The sequence below is a fragment of the Mesorhizobium sp. A623 genome (assembly GCF_054489405.1).
Window position 1 is genome coordinate 47,882 of the sequence record NZ_JBTMXB010000026.1, and the last position, 15,741, is coordinate 63,622.

17 protein-coding genes are annotated in these 15,741 nt (G+C 62.1%); 13 read left to right on the forward strand and 4 right to left on the reverse strand.

Annotated features, from left to right (window positions below):
- Positions 1-36 precede the first annotated feature (36 nt).
- The 4 genes from gap (at position 37) to ACX3P1_RS20975 (ending at position 5,587) form a co-directional block, all read left to right on the forward strand.
- On the forward strand, positions 37-1,047 hold the full coding sequence (gene gap, locus ACX3P1_RS20960) for a type I glyceraldehyde-3-phosphate dehydrogenase (protein ID WP_459081542.1): 1,011 nt from the start codon (positions 37-39) through the stop codon (positions 1,045-1,047).
- A 196-nt stretch (positions 1,048-1,243) separates the two neighbouring features.
- Complete coding sequence (locus tag ACX3P1_RS20965; protein WP_459081543.1) at positions 1,244-3,160, forward strand: potassium/proton antiporter; 1,917 nt, start codon at positions 1,244-1,246, stop codon at positions 3,158-3,160.
- A 95-nt stretch (positions 3,161-3,255) separates the two neighbouring features.
- Positions 3,256-4,452: a phosphoglycerate kinase gene (locus ACX3P1_RS20970; protein ID WP_459081544.1), complete on the forward strand. Its 1,197-nt coding sequence runs from the start codon at positions 3,256-3,258 to the stop codon at positions 4,450-4,452.
- 109 nt (positions 4,453-4,561) lie between these two features.
- Positions 4,562-5,587: a class I fructose-bisphosphate aldolase gene (locus tag ACX3P1_RS20975; protein ID WP_459081545.1), complete on the forward strand. Its 1,026-nt coding sequence runs from the start codon at positions 4,562-4,564 to the stop codon at positions 5,585-5,587.
- Between the two features lie 10 nt (positions 5,588-5,597).
- On the opposite strand, the gene ACX3P1_RS20980 is transcribed toward ACX3P1_RS20975, so the two are convergent.
- Positions 5,598-5,777 (reverse strand): hypothetical protein, encoded by a 180-nt coding sequence (locus tag ACX3P1_RS20980; RefSeq protein ID WP_459081559.1) that lies wholly within the window; start codon positions 5,775-5,777, stop codon positions 5,598-5,600.
- A 113-nt stretch (positions 5,778-5,890) separates the two neighbouring features.
- Between ACX3P1_RS20980 and ACX3P1_RS20985 the strand changes: the two genes are divergently transcribed.
- The 4 genes from ACX3P1_RS20985 (at position 5,891) to ACX3P1_RS21000 (ending at position 10,313) form a co-directional block, all read left to right on the forward strand.
- Positions 5,891-7,798, forward strand: a complete 1,908-nt coding sequence (locus ACX3P1_RS20985) for a propionyl-CoA synthetase (protein WP_459081546.1) — start codon at positions 5,891-5,893, stop codon at positions 7,796-7,798.
- A gap of 133 nt (positions 7,799-7,931) precedes the next feature.
- Positions 7,932-9,194, forward strand: a complete 1,263-nt coding sequence (locus tag ACX3P1_RS20990; protein ID WP_459081547.1) for an Hsp70 family protein — start codon at positions 7,932-7,934, stop codon at positions 9,192-9,194.
- A gap of 75 nt (positions 9,195-9,269) precedes the next feature.
- Positions 9,270-9,437, forward strand: a complete 168-nt coding sequence (locus ACX3P1_RS20995; RefSeq protein WP_459081548.1) for a hypothetical protein — start codon at positions 9,270-9,272, stop codon at positions 9,435-9,437.
- 156 nt (positions 9,438-9,593) lie between these two features.
- Positions 9,594-10,313 (forward strand): helix-turn-helix transcriptional regulator, encoded by a 720-nt coding sequence (locus tag ACX3P1_RS21000; protein WP_459081549.1) that lies wholly within the window; start codon positions 9,594-9,596, stop codon positions 10,311-10,313.
- 36 nt (positions 10,314-10,349) lie between these two features.
- Here the strand turns inward: ACX3P1_RS21000 and ACX3P1_RS21005 are convergent, their stop codons facing one another.
- The 3 genes from ACX3P1_RS21005 to ACX3P1_RS21015 all read right to left on the reverse strand — a co-directional run bounded on the left by ACX3P1_RS21005 (position 10,350) and on the right by ACX3P1_RS21015 (position 11,703).
- Positions 10,350-11,048, reverse strand: coding sequence for a DUF1013 domain-containing protein (locus tag ACX3P1_RS21005; protein WP_459081550.1), 699 nt, complete (start codon positions 11,046-11,048; stop codon positions 10,350-10,352).
- Positions 11,049-11,188: 140 nt separating this feature from the next.
- Complete coding sequence (locus tag ACX3P1_RS21010) at positions 11,189-11,371, reverse strand: hypothetical protein (protein WP_459081551.1); 183 nt, start codon at positions 11,369-11,371, stop codon at positions 11,189-11,191.
- Positions 11,368-11,703 (reverse strand): hypothetical protein, encoded by a 336-nt coding sequence (locus ACX3P1_RS21015; RefSeq protein ID WP_459081552.1) that lies wholly within the window; start codon positions 11,701-11,703, stop codon positions 11,368-11,370. Before ACX3P1_RS21015 ends, ACX3P1_RS21010 begins: the two co-directional genes overlap by 4 nt.
- 430 nt (positions 11,704-12,133) lie before the next feature.
- On the opposite strand from ACX3P1_RS21015, the gene ACX3P1_RS21020 reads away from it, so the two are divergent.
- The 5 genes from ACX3P1_RS21020 to ACX3P1_RS21040 form a co-directional block, all read left to right on the forward strand.
- Positions 12,134-13,252: a DUF4214 domain-containing protein gene (locus ACX3P1_RS21020; protein WP_459081553.1), complete on the forward strand. Its 1,119-nt coding sequence runs from the start codon at positions 12,134-12,136 to the stop codon at positions 13,250-13,252.
- A gap of 146 nt (positions 13,253-13,398) precedes the next feature.
- On the forward strand, positions 13,399-13,848 hold the full coding sequence (locus ACX3P1_RS21025; RefSeq protein ID WP_459081554.1) for a universal stress protein: 450 nt from the start codon (positions 13,399-13,401) through the stop codon (positions 13,846-13,848).
- A gap of 104 nt (positions 13,849-13,952) precedes the next feature.
- On the forward strand, positions 13,953-14,204 hold the full coding sequence (locus ACX3P1_RS21030; RefSeq protein WP_459081555.1) for a DUF982 domain-containing protein: 252 nt from the start codon (positions 13,953-13,955) through the stop codon (positions 14,202-14,204).
- 210 nt (positions 14,205-14,414) lie between these two features.
- Positions 14,415-14,774, forward strand: a complete 360-nt coding sequence (locus tag ACX3P1_RS21035; RefSeq protein ID WP_459081556.1) for a DUF982 domain-containing protein — start codon at positions 14,415-14,417, stop codon at positions 14,772-14,774.
- A gap of 579 nt (positions 14,775-15,353) precedes the next feature.
- The coding region (locus ACX3P1_RS21040) for an IS5 family transposase (protein WP_459081557.1) at positions 15,354-15,741 on the forward strand (388 nt) is incomplete at its 3' end.

A 15,741-nucleotide genomic window follows, 5' to 3' on the forward strand; every position in this document is an offset into this window, starting at 1 on the left:
CCGAACGACGGACGTCTTCCGCCCCAGGAGAAATAAATGACTGTCAGAGTTGCCATCAACGGATTTGGCCGTATCGGCCGTAACGTCCTGCGAGCCATTCATGAATCTGGCCGCAAGGATATCCAGGTCGTTGCCGTAAACGATCTCGGCCCGGTCGAAACCAACGCGCACCTGCTCCGCTATGACAGCGTGCATGGCCGTTTCCCGCATGAAGTGACCGTGAACGGCGATCAGATTTCGGTCGGCTCGGAAACGTTCAAGGTCTGCGCCGTGCGCGACCCGGCCCAACTGCCATGGAAGGAACTGGGCGTCGACATCGCGTTGGAATGCACCGGCCTCTTCACATCCAAGGACAAGGCTTCCGCTCATCTTGCCGCGGGCGCCAAGCGCGTTCTTGTCTCGGCTCCCGGCGATGGCGTCGACCTGACGGTCGTCTACGGCGTCAACCACGACAAGATCAGCAAGGATCACATCGTCGTCTCCAATGCGTCGTGCACCACCAACTGCCTCGCGCCGGTCGCCATGGTGTTGAACAATGCCTTCGGCATCGAAAAAGGCTTCATGACGACCATCCACGCCTATACGGGTGACCAGCCGACGCTCGATACCATGCACAAGGATCTCTACCGCGCCCGCGCCGCCGCCATGTCGATGATCCCGACCTCGACCGGCGCCGCCAAGGCGGTCGGCCTCGTGCTGCCGGAACTCAAGGGCAAGCTCGACGGCGTTTCGATCCGGGTGCCCACCCCGAACGTCTCGGTCATCGACTTCAAATTCGTGTCGAAGCGCAATGTGACGGTCGAAGAGGTGAATGCGGCCCTGGTCGCGGCGGCAGACGGCCCGCTCAAGAATATCCTCGCCTACACCAAGGAACCGCTGGTCTCGATCGACCTCAACCACAACCCCGCGTCCTCGACCTTCGCGCTCGACCAGACCAAGGTCGTCGAGGGCAATCTGGTGCGGGTCATGTCCTGGTACGACAACGAATGGGGCTTCTCGAACCGCATGAGCGACACCGCCGTCGCCTTCGGTAAGACCATCGCCTGATCCTTCGTCTTTTCGCTTTTTGAAAACGCCCGGCTTCCGCCGGGTGTTTTTGTTTGTGCCAGTCGTGTAAAAAAGCTCTCCCATCATCGATATCAAGGCCGAAAACCTTGCCTTTCGCCATGTCTTCGCCGCACTCTGCCCTATTCAGAAATAAGGCCCGCCTCAACTAAGAGACGAGCGCAAGGGAACCGGGGGCATGGAGCACGCGATCTATCTGGTGACGCTGGTCGGCACCGGGCTTGTGGTCGCCGCGGCGTTTTCAAGCCTGATCGCCTTTCGCTTCGGCGCGCCCCTCTTGCTTCTGTTCCTTGGCATCGGCCTGGCATCGGGCGGCGACGGCCTTGGCATCCAGTTCGACAATCCGCGCATCGCCTATTTCGTTGGTTCGCTGGCGCTGGCCGTCATCCTGTTCGATTCCGGCTTCGGCACGCCGCTCAAGGTGCTGAGGCAGGCGGCGTTGCCGGCGCTATCGCTGGCGACCATCGGGGTGCTCATAACCACCGGCGTCTTCGGCGTCGCCGTCTACTACCTGCTCGATCTCACCTGGCTGGAATCCTTCCTGCTGGGTGCGGCTGTCGCTTCGACCGATGCGGCGGCGGTGTTCTTCCTGCTGCGCGCGGGCGAGATCAATTTGCGCGAACGGGTGCGCTCGACGCTGGAAGTCGAATCCGGAACCAACGATCCGATCGCCATTTTTCTTACCATCACCTTGGTTGAGATAATCGCCGCAAATGCGCACCCCGAAGCCCAGGTACTGCTGGCCGACCTCGCCTTGGGCTTCCTGCTCAACATGGGGCTGGGCGCACTTGTCGGCATTCTTGGCGGCATGGCGATCGTGCGCTTTGTCGACAAGCTCAATCTCGATCACGGCCTGTTGCCGATCTTCGTGCTGACCTTGTCGCTGATGGTGTTTGCCGCTGCCGGAACAATCGGCGGCTCCGGTTTCCTGGCCGTCTATCTGGCCGGGCTTGTCGCCGGCAATTCCGACATCCGCGCCGTCACCATGCTGAAACGCTTTCAAGGTGGCATGTCGTGGCTGGCACAGATCATCATGTTCCTGATCCTTGGCCTGTTTGCCACGCCCTCGCAATTTCCCCAACTGCTCCTTCCAGCGGTGCTGCTTGGCCTGTTCCTGATATTCGTTGCCCGCCCGCTCGCGGTCTGGGCGTGCCTGATGCCTTTCCGCCTGCCACGGCCGGAAGTCGCCTTCATCTCCTGGGTCGGTCTGCGCGGCGCGGTATCCATCCTGTTGGCCATCACGCCCCTGCTTGGCGGGCTGGAGAACGGACGGCTGATCTTCAACACCGCCTTCATCGTCGTGCTGGTGTCGCTGGTCATACAGGGTTGGACGGTTGGACCGCTGGCGCGGCGGCTTGGCCTGATCGTTCCCGCCCGCCTCGGCCCTCTCGACAAGGTGGAACTGGAATTGCCGGGCTCCGCCCGCCACGAACTCCTTGCCTACAAGGTCGCAGCCGGCAGTCCGGTCGCACGCGGCGAACGCATCCCGCGCTGGGCGCGCCCGTCTCTGGTGGTGCGCGAGGGCCGTTCGATGCGCTTCCAGGACATGGGCCGGCTTGCCGCCGGCGACAACGTCTATATCTTCGTGCCGGACCGCTATCCGCGCCTGCTCGACAAGCTGTTTGCCAGTCGCGCCGTCGTCGATCCCGAGGATGCCGATTTCTTCGGCGCGTTCGCGGTCGATCCGGCCCGCCCCGCCGCCGAACTGGAGACAGCCTACGGCATCGGCCTGACCGAGGCCGAACGCAAGCTGACCGTCGCCGCTCTCGTCATCGAGCGGCTGGACGGCCACGCCGAATATGCCGACCGCGTGCCCATCGGCCCCATCGAGTTGATCGTGCGCGACGTCGACGACAAGGGCCACATCGCCGGCATCGGCCTTTCCTTCGAGCCGACCGCTCCCGTGGCGCGCGTGCCTGTCTTCCTCAGCGCCGGCGAAATCGCGGATCGCGTCAGGGCCTATCTCAAAAACCGGCGGAAAAAGGCCGAGCCGCCCACCGCTCAATCCGTGCCACAAGTGGTTCCCGACGCACCAGCCCCACCCGAAGGCCTGCACGGCGACAGCCTTGAAGACGACGCACCGCAAGCAGCGTGACGCCGGCGTTTTTCCGGGCTGCGCGGTTTCGCGGCCTTGCATCGCGTTAAACGCCGGGTAATGTCCGGCAGATTTTCTGCAAAAAGGAATCCGGCATGGCCAGCTTCAAGACACTCGACGACATGGGCGCTATTGCCGGCAAGCGCGTTCTGGTGCGCGTCGATCTCAACGTTCCCGTCACGGACGGCAAGGTCAGCGACACGACCCGCATCGAGCGGATCATGCCGACGCTGGACGAACTGTCGAAAAAGGGCGGCAAGGTCATCCTACTTGCGCATTTCGGCCGCCCGAAGGGCCAGCCCTCGCCTGAATTCTCACTGGATCCGATTGCCCACGCCGTTTCCGCCATGATCGGCAAGCCTGTCGCCTTTGCCGCCGATTGCATCGGCGAAGAGGCCGCCAATGCCGTGACGCGCATGAAGGATGGCGACATCCTGCTTCTGGAAAACACCCGCTTCCATGCCGGAGAAGAAAAGAACGATCCGGCCTTTGCCGAGGCGCTGGCCAAAAACGGCGACATCTTCGTCAACGACGCTTTTTCAGCGGCGCACCGGGCGCACGCCTCGACTGAGGGGCTGGCGCATCTTCTGCCGGCCTTCGCCGGGCGCACCATGCAGGCCGAACTGGATGCACTGGAAAAGGGCCTCGGCAGCCCGGTCAAGCCCGTCGTCGCCATTGTCGGCGGCGCGAAGGTGTCGACCAAGATCGATCTTCTGATGAACCTTGTCAGGAAGGTCGACGCGCTGGTCATCGGCGGCGGCATGGCCAACACGTTTCTCGCCGCGCGCGGCACCGATGTCGGCAAGTCGCTGTGCGAGCACGACCTGGCTAAAACCGCCAAGCAGATCATGATCGAGGCGGCCACCGCCGGCTGCGCCATCGTCTTGCCGTCGGACGGCGTCGTGGCAAGGGAATTCAAGGCCGGTGCCGCAAACGAGACGGTCGCAATCGAAGCCTGCCCGAGCGACGCCATGATCCTCGATGCCGGCGACAAGACCGTCGCCGCCATCAACCAGTGGATCGACCGCGCAGCCACGCTGGTCTGGAACGGCCCGCTTGGCGCTTTCGAGATCACGCCGTTCGACCGCGCAACGGTCGCGGTTGCCCGGCACGCCGCCGCGCGTACCAAGGCCGGGAAACTCGTATCCGTCGCCGGCGGCGGCGATACGGTTTCAGCGCTGAACCATGCCGGCGTCGCCGACGACTTCACCTATGTCTCGACGGCAGGCGGCGCGTTCCTCGAATGGATGGAAGGCAAGCCGCTGCCCGGCGTCGACGTCCTGAAGAAATAGGGGCGCACCCGAAACGCAAAATCGTGAGGCGGTTCGCTCGATTTGGGCTTTCTGCAACCATTCCTTGGGCGGTAGGTTACTGAAAACCTCGTTTGGAAGGAATGCCGCCATGAGCGAACGCCTCGAAGACATCGCCGCCAAAATGGTGGCCGGCGGCAAAGGCTTTCTGGCCGCGGATGAAAGTTCCGGCACTATCAAGAAGCGCTTCGATGCCGTTGGCGTGGAGTCGACGCCGGACAGTCGGCGCGACTACCGCGAAATGCTGTTTCGCACCTCCGATGCCATGACCAACTACATTTCCTCGGTCATCCTCTATGACGAAACGATCCGTCAGAAAGCCGCCGACGGCACGCCGCTGGTCGAGATCATCCAGGCGACCGGCGCCATTCCCGGCATCAAGGTCGATGCCGGCGCCAAGCCGCTGGCCGGCTTTCCGGGCGAAACCGTCACCGAGGGGCTGGATGGCCTGCGCGAGCGTCTCACCGCCTATTACAAGCTCGGCGCGCGCTTCGCCAAATGGCGCGCGGTCATCGACATCGACACCGCCAACGGGGTGCCGTCGGGCGCTTCCATCGCTTCCAACATGCACGCGCTGGCGCGCTATGCGGCACTTTGCCAGGAAGCCGGCATCGTACCGATCGTCGAGCCGGAAGTGATGATGGAAGGCGATCACTCCATCGACACCTGCTACGAAATCTCCAAGGCGGCGCTGCTGAAGCTCTATGGCGAACTCTATGGCCTGCGCGTGAAGCTCGAAGGCACCATCCTCAAGCCGAACATGATCCTTTCCGGCAAGAAATCGGCCAGCCAGGCAGGGGCGGAAGAGATCGCAGAAAAGACGATAAAGCTGTTTCGCGAGACGGTCCCGGTCGCCGTGCCGGGCATCGCCTTCCTGTCCGGCGGCCAGGGCGATGTGGAGGCGACCGCCAACCTCAACGCCATCGCCGCACTTGGCGCGCAGCCGTGGAAGCTGACCTTTTCTTATGGCCGCGCCTTGCAATCGGCGGCGCAAAAAGCATGGAGCGGTAAGGTTGCGAATGTCGCGTCCGGCCAGGCAGCCTTTGCGCACCGCGCCCACATGAACCATCTGGCAGCGCTCGGTCAGTGGCAGGAATCGCTGGAGACCGCGCCCTGACGCTGCGGGCTCAGCCCCAGTGGCCAAGCACGGCGGTCAGCGAGATGGCGGCCAGCGCCAGCACCGCCAGTTTCCAGAAGTCGCGTCGCGCCCTCAATCCGGGCCAGCCCAGTGGCTTGATCAACTGGATGACCATCATCGCCAGGATGACAAGCGCGAGAATTTTCGTCATGCCGCCTTTGACCAGCATCTCGCGCTGCTGTCAAAGGACAGCCCAAAATTCCCGGTCGAAAGCGCGATGGACGCGCCACCCTTCCAGGCGCTAGAACAAATGAAGGAAAAATTACCGGAGAGGAAAGAGGCATGGCTTCGCGCTATCACGAGGTTTACGAGGGCTGGAAACGCGATCCCGATGCCTTCTGGGCGGAAGCGGCCAAGGGCATAGACTGGTCGACGCCCGTCGACAAAGTGTTCGATGCTGAAGCGGGCGTCTATGGGCATTGGTATCCCGGCGCGGCCTGCAATACCTGCTGGAACGCCGTCGACCGTCACGTTGCCGGCGGGCGGGCCGAGCAGACGGCGCTGATCCACGACAGCGCCTATACGGGCGTCGTCGAGAAGTTCACCTATGCCGAGATGAAGCGCGAGATCGTCGCGCTGGCTTGCGTGCTGAAAAACCACGGCGTGACGAAAGGCGACCGCGTCATCATCTACATGCCGATGGTGGCCGAGGCGATCTTTGCGATGCTGGCCTGCGCGCGGCTGGGCGCGGTCCATTCCGTGGTGTTCGGCGGCTTTGCCTCGCGCGAACTGGCCACCCGCATCGACGACGCCAAGCCCAAGCTTATCGTGTCGGCTTCCTGCGGGCTGGAGCCGGGCCGCATCATCGCCTACAAGCCGCTGCTCGACGGGGCCATCGAAATGGCCCGCCACAAGCCGGAGCGCTGCATCGTCCTGCAGCGCGACCAGTTGCGCTGCGACCTCAAGGACAATTACGACATCGACTTCGCCGACGCCGTGGCGCGCGAGCGTGCCGCCGGCGCCAATGTGGACTGCGTGCCTGTGCTGGCCACCGACCCGCTCTATGTCCTCTACACGTCGGGCACCACCGGGCAGCCCAAGGGCGTCATCCACGACAATGGCGGCCACATGGTCGCGCTGAAATGGTCTATGGACAACGAATACGGCGTCAAGCCGGGCGAAGTGTTCTGGTCGGCCTCCGACATCGGCTGGGCGGTCGGCCATTCCTATATCGTCTACGGGCCGCTCCTGCACGGCTGCACCACCATCGTCTATGAGGGCAAGCCCGTCGGCACCCCGGACGCCAGCGCCTTCTGGCGGGTGATCTCGCAGCATGGGGTCGTCGCGTTGTTCACCGCGCCAACAACCTTCCGCGCCATAAAGGGGCAGGACCCGAAAGGCGAATTGATCGCCAACTTCGACCTGTCGAAATTCCGCACGCTGTTTCTGGCTGGCGAGCGCGCCGACCCCGAAACCATCAAATGGGCCGAGCAGAAGCTGAACGTGCCGGTGATCGACAATTGGTGGCAGACCGAAACCGGATCGCCGATCACCCACAACCCCGTCGGGCTTGGCCTGCTGCCGGTCAAATACGGCTCACCCGGCGTACCGATGCCGGGCTACGACATCCGCGTCGTCGACGATGCCGGCCACGAACTGCCGCGCGGCACGCTCGGCAATGTCGTCATCAAGCTGCCCTTGCCGCCGGGCTGCCTGCCGTCTTTGTGGAACGCTGACGCCCGCTTCCGGCAAGCCTATCTGGAGGAATTCCCCGGCTACTACAAAACCGCCGATGCCGGGATTGTCGATGAAGACACCTACCTGTTCATCATGGCGCGCACCGACGACATCATCAATGTCGCCGGCCACCGGCTGTCCACGGGCGCTATGGAAGAGGTTCTGGCCGCGCATCCCGACGTGGCCGAGTGTGCGGTCATCGGCATTGCCGACGCGTTGAAGGGCCAGGTGCCGCTCGGCTTCGTCGTGCTTAATGCCGGCGTCACCCGCGACACGGCCATGATCGAGAAGGAAGTCGTGACGCTGGTGCGCGACCGCATCGGCCCGGTCTCGGCGTTCAAGACCGTGGTGACGATCAAGCGCCTGCCCAAAACCCGCTCCGGCAAGATCCTGCGTGGCACCATGCAGAAGATCGCCGACAAGGAAGAATGGCTGATGCCGGCAACCATCGACGATCCGGCCATACTGGACGAGATCGGCGCGGCACTGGCGCAAAGGGGGATCGGCGTGTGACTGCCCCGCGTCGCGGGTGACGGGGCTGCAGGCGGCCTTTCCTTTTCAGCGATGATCCGCTAAACGGCCTTTCCCCAAAAAAGCGCTGAGCACGCCTGCCGGTGCCGGCCTCCATTTTGCGAGTTTCCAACCCATGCCGATTGATTTTTGTGGTGTCGATTTCGGCACCACCAATTCGACCGTCGGCCTGTGTGCGCCGGGCGGCGCTCCCGCGCTCGTTCCGCTGGAAGGCGAGCACCTGACCATTCCCTCGGCGCTGTTCTACAGCCTGGAGGACGGCAAGACCTATTTCGGGCGGGCAGCCGTGTTCGAATACATGGACGGGGCCGAAGGGCGCTTCATGCGCGCGCTGAAATCCATCCTCGGCACCGGCCTGATGAAGGACACCACCCAGATCGGCCGCGAACGCCTGCGCTTCGAGGCGATCATCGGGCGGTTCCTGCGCCATCTTCGCTCACGCCTTGAATCCGAGCACGGGGCAGCGCCCGAACAGGTCGTATTGGGCCGCCCCGTGCGCTTCGTCGACGAGGACGACGAAGCCGACGCGCAAGCGCAGGCGCAGCTCGAAGCGGCAGCCCGCATGGTCGGATTTCGCCACGTCGAATTCCAGTTCGAGCCGGTCGCCGCCGCCCTTACCCACGAACGCATGCTCGACGCCGAGCAACTGGCGCTGGTTGTCGACATTGGCGGCGGCACCTCCGATTTTTCCGTCCTGCGCCTTTCCCCGGAACGGGTGCGCAAATCGGATCGGCGCGACGATATACTAAGCACATCCGGCGTTCATGTCGGCGGCACCGATTTCGACCGGCAGTTCAACATCGCCAGGGTCATGCCGCATCTTGGCCTCGGCTCCGCGACGCTCGACGGCAAGCGGCAGCTGCCAGTCTGGTACTTCAACGACATGGCGACGTGGCATCGCATCAATACGCTCTACACGGCGAAAACCGCCCGCGACATCCACACGCTGACGCGCGAGGCAGCCGAGCCCGAAAAGCTGGCGCGCTACGCGCATGTGCTCAAGAACCGCTCCGGCCATCGGCTGGCCGCGGAGGTGGAACGGGCCAAGATCGCGCTGACCGACGCGGACACCGAAACCATCGCGCTGATCGAACAACCGGGCCTTGCGCTCGACGTGCCCGTGACGCGGGCCGAATTCGAGGCAGCCAGCATGGATCTGGTCCGGCGCATCGGCACGTCGATCAACGATGCGCTGAAGGCAGCCGGCGTGCAGGCCGGCGCAATCGAAACCGTCATCCTGACCGGCGGCGGCGTGCAGGTGCCGATGGTCGAGCAGGCAGCGATTGCGCGCTTTCCGGACGCCCGCATTTCCCGTTCCGACCGGTTCGGCTCGGTCGGGCTTGGCCTTGCCATCGACGCGGCCAGACGCTTCGGCTGAGCCCCCGCACCCTGCTGACACAGTGCTGGCAGGAGCGGTATGCGATAGTGGCCTTCAACAAAACAGGAGGCCGCGATGACCACCTTTACCGTTCTGAACGCCATGATCCGCTATGTCGGCAAGGTCCGCACCCTGCGCAACGAGATCCGTACCGAACGCCTGCTCAACTCGTTTCCCGCCCATCTCCAGCATGATATCGGCTGGCCGGAAAGGCGTAAGGGGTCGGGCAGCTTCGGCCATTGAACCGGCCTTGTTGCGCGCAAGAAGGTGCCTCTGCCATGCGCCTGACCGCCACCATGCACCTGCCCGAGGCGCACGATCCTCCTGACACAATGTTGTCAGGAGGATCGTGCAATACTATGTCGGTGAGCCTGGGTTGGGCGGGCAAGAGGAACGACCATGCGACGTGCCGACCGGCTTTTCCAGATTGTCCAGCATCTGCGTGGCGGCAGGCTTGTTACCGCGCAGAAACTGGGAACGTGGCTCGAGGTTTCCGAGCGCACCATCTACCGCGACATTGCCGACCTGCAATCGACGGGCGTGCCGATCGATGGAGAGGCCGGCGTCGGCTACATGATGAGGGATGGTTACGACCTTCCGCCGCTGATGTTCACGCGTGACGAGATCGTGGCGCTGGTGGCCGGCGCGCGCATGGTGCGGGCCTTCGGCGGCGCTGCCATGGCAAGGGCGGCCGAGGAAGCGCTGGTCAAGATCGGCGCGGTGCTGCCAGACGCGGAGAAGGACCGCATCGCCCGGACCGAAATCCACACGCCCATGTGGGTTGTCAGCGATGCCGCCCGCGAGGCGATCGACCTTATCGAGCGGGCCGTGGAGAAACGCCAGGTCTTGACCATCGACTATACCGACGAAGCCGGGCGCGGCAGCGTGCGCGACATCCGCCCGCTCGGCCTGTGGTTCTGGGGCAAGGTCTGGACCCTGATCGCCTGGTGCGAGATGCGCGGCGACTTCCGCGCATTCCGTATCGACCGGATCGCCTCGGTGGTCATTGCCGGGCGCATCTTCAAGCCGGAGCGCGGCAAGCAGCTTGCCGACTTCTACCGCGCCGTCGAGCGCAGCGAAGACTACGGCATCGCGCCGGGCAAGGCGCGCGGAGCGTAATTCTATCCCTCCCCTCGAAAGGGGAGGAAAAAACCCTTATTCCTCGCCGTCGTCCTCGTCGGTATCTTTCGACTTCAGTGCCGAAAGCTTGGCGAACACGGCGTTGGCGTCGAGTTCCTCATTCTCGTCCTTCGGCTTTTCGGGCGTCGGTACGAGCCGCTCGGTAAGGGCTGCCGGCAGCAGCGTATCGCCGACGGGTGCGGCGGCCTCCTTGCCGCGCGAGGCGCGGTTGACTTCCATGTCGAGATCGATCTGCGAGGCAAGGCCAAGCGTTACCGGGTCCATCGGCACCAGGTTGGCCGCGTTCCAGTGCTTGCGGTCGCGAATCTGCTCGATCGTCGACTTGGTGGTGCCGACCAGCCGCGAAATTTGCGCGTCCTTCAATTCGGGATGGTTGCGGACCAGCCACAAAATGGCATTCGGCCGGTCCTGCCGCTTCGACAGTGGCGTGTAACGCGGCCCCTTGCGCTTGGATTCCGGCACGCGAACCTTCGGCTCGGAAAGCTTGAGGCGCAGATTGCCGTCCTTTTCCGCACGCGAGATCTCGTCGCGGGTGAGCTGGCCGGTCATGATCGGGTCCATGCCCTTGATGCCCTGCGCCGACTCGCCATCCGCGATCGCCTTGACCTCCAGTGGATGCAGGCCGCAGAATTGCGCAATCTGCTCGAAGGAAAGCGCGGTGCTGTCAACCAGCCACACGGCGGTAGCCTTGGGCATGAGGAGCGTATTGGCCATTAAAAAAGTTACCTTCTCGTTCGCCCGCGTTCCCGCGCGGGCGGTGGGTTAAGCCACCAATATGGGAAATTCGTCGCCTGTATAACCGCTCCCGGCTCATTTCGCAACGACTTTGGACGAGAACGTCCGCGCCAGGGGCTCTACGGCTCGTCCGCTGGGCAGGGCGCCTGCCCCTTGATGTCGCGGGCCATGCAGCCATATTTGTCGAACATCTTGCCGGTGTTGCTATAGGCCTTTGCCATGCCGCAGCCGCTCAAGCCCGCGCTCACCCCAAGGACGACACCCACCGCAACCAGCGAAGCTGCGATGCGGCGCGCCATCATTGCGATGTCCCCTCCCCGCAGCGCCGCGCCAGGGAATCGTTCATCGCCGCAATCTTGCCGACCGCGCTGTCATGCTCGCGGCGCATCTGCGAGCGATAGTCGGGAATGACCACGCCGAAACCGGCCGAGACCCCGCTGAATGTCACTTTTGCGTCGGTCGGAACACCCACATCACGCGCCAGCGCGTTGCGGTCGCTGGTCAGCCGCGCGCACGGGACGTCGTCATAGACGGTCGAGACCAGCACCGCCGCCTCCTCACCGCTGACCAGCGAGTTGCCCGCGCATCCGCCAAGGCCAAGCAGGGCCACCATCAGCGCCACCGGTGTTCTCATCGGCATCCTCATCGAATTTCGGTGCCATCAAAGCACCACGGTCGGCGCAAGTCGACTCCATCCAGCTTGACCTTATCCTTGGGAATACCCGGCCACGTAAGCCCGGCAGCCCGGCCACGCCAAGCGCGGCTGGAGTCAGGCGAAGCTGGCCGCCGACCACGCTGTTCGTATCGGTGACGTGCCGCGTAGCCGAAGCCAAGGGCAATATGGTGCATCACTTTTTTTCGTACTGCATTTCCCGCTTGCTGGTTGACGAACCTTTCAATGAAAATTTCCGGCTGGGGATCGAATTGTTTTTTCGATGGCGAGTATTCCCGTGGGGTATTTAACCCACGGTCTTCGGGTAGCCCACCGGTAGCGGTGGGTTAGGGAGCTTGAACCACCCGACGCCGAGCAACAGCGCGGCGCCTACTTGCATGCACATGAACCATTGGAAAAAAGGATCTCCACAATGGCAAGCAATGCAGAACTCGTTGCCCAGGTATATATAGGCTTCTACGATCGCGCTCCGGACCCGGTTGGCCTGCAGTACTGGATTGGCCGTCTCGAGGCGGGCGTCTCCATCCAGGGCATCGGCGATTCTTTCGCGGCCTCGCCCGAAGCTTCCGACACCTATCCCTTTTTCGAGTTTCCCGACCTGCTGAGCCAGAATGATTTCCTGGCGGAGGTCTACCAGAACGTGTTCGGCCGAGCCATCGACGCCGATGGCCTCAACTACTACAGCGCTCGCATGACGGCCGGCGAATCGGCCGGCAGCGTGGTCGCCTCGATCCTCGGCAACGCCTCCACCAACGAAGGCAGTCCGGACCAGACCTATCTGCAAAACAAGGTCGATGCCGGTATTCATTGGTCAACGGAAGCGGCGACGACGAATGCCAACGTCTATCAGGAAAATGGCCGCCTGACGGATTCTGCCAGTGGCTCGGCGCATGCCATCCTCGACGGCATTACCGCAGATCCGGCGACGGTCGACGCGGCCAACACGGCGTCGGACGCCTACTTCGCCAGTGGCGGCCTTGGTGAGATATTCACGCTCACCAACTTTACCAACGTTCAGACCGGTGGCGTCGACGGTGGCGCTGGCACTGACGTATTGAACATCAGCGCTGGCGGTATTCTCCCAAATGCTGCTCCGGTCATCTCGAATGGCGAGACCATCAACAACGCCGACGGCACGCCTCTGGACCTCACCAGCGTCACGGGCATACAGAATATCAATTCCTCTGACTTTGCTTCTAATTACTCCCATGCCTCGCTGGATACCATCTACGGAGCTTCGGCTAACGCGACCGTTGTCACGATTGGCATCGAAGCAAGCGTTGCGGGAGCCAACGACACGCTTCATCTGGCAGTCGACGACAATGTCGTCGCTGTTACATTCAACACGTATAACGCCCACGCCGTCCATCATTCCGTTGGGAGAAACCATCATGGCTTTATGCCTTTCATTCCTCCCTTGCAGGTAGGTGCGCCGGCGAGAGACTTCAGCATGGGAAATTGTCACGGGATCGCGGGGCCGGTTCCCCCTCGAAGCCACGCCGCGATCTGATCGAAATGGTGCTGGGTTCAGCGCTTCCCATAGCCTGCGCCGGGCAGGCGGTGGACCGGTGGATTGCTCGACATGCCCCGCTTGTTGGCCGGACTGCCGGTGCTTACCTCAGTGTATAGTTGAAGAATGCCATAAGGAGACGAGCCTTGTATAACCATATCCTGATCACTACCGACGGTTCAGACTTGGCGCAGAGAGGCATCGACCAGGGCCTGAGCCTGGCCAAGGCACTCGGTAGCAAAGTGACGGTCGTTGTCGCAACCGAACGTTTCCCCATGCAGGGCGCGACGACAAGTTCCGGATGGGTTGGAAGTCCCGTCGACTACGAGCGCTACGACGAGGGCCAGAAACGGTTCGCAAACGACATCCTGTCAGCCGTCAAAGCCGAGGCGGGAAAGTTGGGCATCGAGGCCGCCGCGATTCACGTTCCTAACGAGGTTCCAGCCACTGCAATTCTCGAAGCGGCCGCAAGCCATGATTGCGATCTCATCGTCATGGCATCCCACGGAAGGCGCGGGATCAAGCGCCTGTTGCTCGGCAGCCAGACGGCGGAAGTCCTTGCACACAGCCACACGCCGGTTCTGGTGGTTCGCTGATCGGGCCGTCCGACTTGAAACCGAAGGTTGTAAACCCTATATTGAACGCTAGATGTCTGCACTAACACGACATCTGATTGCTTGCTCAAAATTTGGAGGAAGTGATGAGCGATGGCGTTTTTTCCAACCCGGTCAAACTCTATTTCAAAGCCACCGGCAGCCGTATGATCGCGAGCACCTGGGAGGCCAAGGAAGTGCTGCGCGAAAACTGGCCGGAATGGGCACGCGGCCGAACCTACCGCTCGGCCCAACGGACGTGCCGGGATGTGCTCGATGGATTGCGATCGCCGCACGAGGCGCGCCGCGCCTTTGTCGCAGCCGCTCGCCGTGCAGGGATCTTGGCTCAAACGACCTGAGCGCCCGGCCCCTGAAATCCCGGTCTCCGGAACCCGCCGTTGCCTTCGTTGATCGAGGGCCGGCGCCGGATCTCCGCGGACGGCCAAGGTCACGTTGCGCTGCGTAAATAACTTGTCTCGTCGACCCGGCTCATAGAATTAAAAAGTTGAAACCCCCACTTTCCTTGCTTTCCATAGCCAGATGGGCCATATCAGACATGGCTGTTGCTGATGGAAATTCAACCGCCACTCAAAACCACTCAGATTTCCATTCACAAGGAGGCTGTGATGATTGTTTTGGCGTTCGCAAATCCGCTCTACGTCAAAGATAAGAACCAGATTGTTCACGAAATTACTTGCGTCGAGGATGCCCTGGAATTTCTCTACGAATGGCCAGCGGCCCGCCGTGGGAAGATCCACGAGACGGCTGTAAATGCCTGCCAGGCCGCGCTTGTCGGCGAACTCACCGGCGTGGGAGCGGGCAAGTCCTTCAAGGGATTTGCCAGGTCCGCCCGGATATTGACCGATCTGTCGGCCCTGGTGCCGATGCTTAACGGCCCTGCCAAATCGCAAGGTACTATCCCCACATAGTGGGATTGCCCCAAGCCAGGAGCGGCGTCGGCATCCTTGTTCTCATCGACGCTCGCTCATACCGCCAGCTTCGCCCAGTGCGGGCAGAGGAATATCGTCCTACCCGTTCAAGAGCGGTAGCCGGAAGAAACGGGTGGCTCTTCCAGAGTAAAACCTCGGGCAGCTTTTCTGGTGTTTATTGGCAGCAAATTGAAGCCAAGCGCCCCTGACCGACATTGAGAAATTAAATCCCCCTGAAAAATGGTCGCCCCGTCAAAGGCCAGCAATGATTTTAGGTTGGCGATAATTCAACACAGGCTTTCATCGGTTTTTCCTGAAACTATAGTCATTCGGATCGGGGTGGGGATGGATGATGCACAATGCCGAGGAAAATCGCTTAATTTCTGGATTTAGTCTATGCGGCCGCCTTTATTCCGGGGAACTGGGAGGGAGGTTCTCGACCGGATGGCGAAGGCCGTTGGCGCCGAAGGCACGGTGTTGTTCAATGGACCCATCGATGATAGGCGACCTCAAAAAGGATTGAGTGATTTCAGCCAGTTGTGATTCCTTCGGATTTGCAAAGATTCGATGGAGACTACGATGGCCTGGACTGAAATCACCCGACGGAATTATGTCCGTGCGGCTTGCCGATATGCAAGCGATGTTACGGATCGGGAATGGGAATTTATCGCACCCTTCATGCCTGCGTCCCGCCGTCTTGGCCGTCCGCGTAGGACCGATCTGCGCGAGGTTATAAACGCCCTCCTTTACATCGCCTCGACGGGCTGCCAGTGGCGAATGCTGCCCAAGGATTTTCCGCCATGCTCGACGGTCCAACGGTATTTCTATGAATGGCGAGCTATGGGTCTTTGGACCCGGATCAACCATCATCTCGTCATGGAGGCGCGGGAACTGGAGGGAAAGGAAGCCTCTCCAACGGGCGGTGTGATCGACAGCCAGAGCGTCAAAACCACGGAAAGCGGCGGTA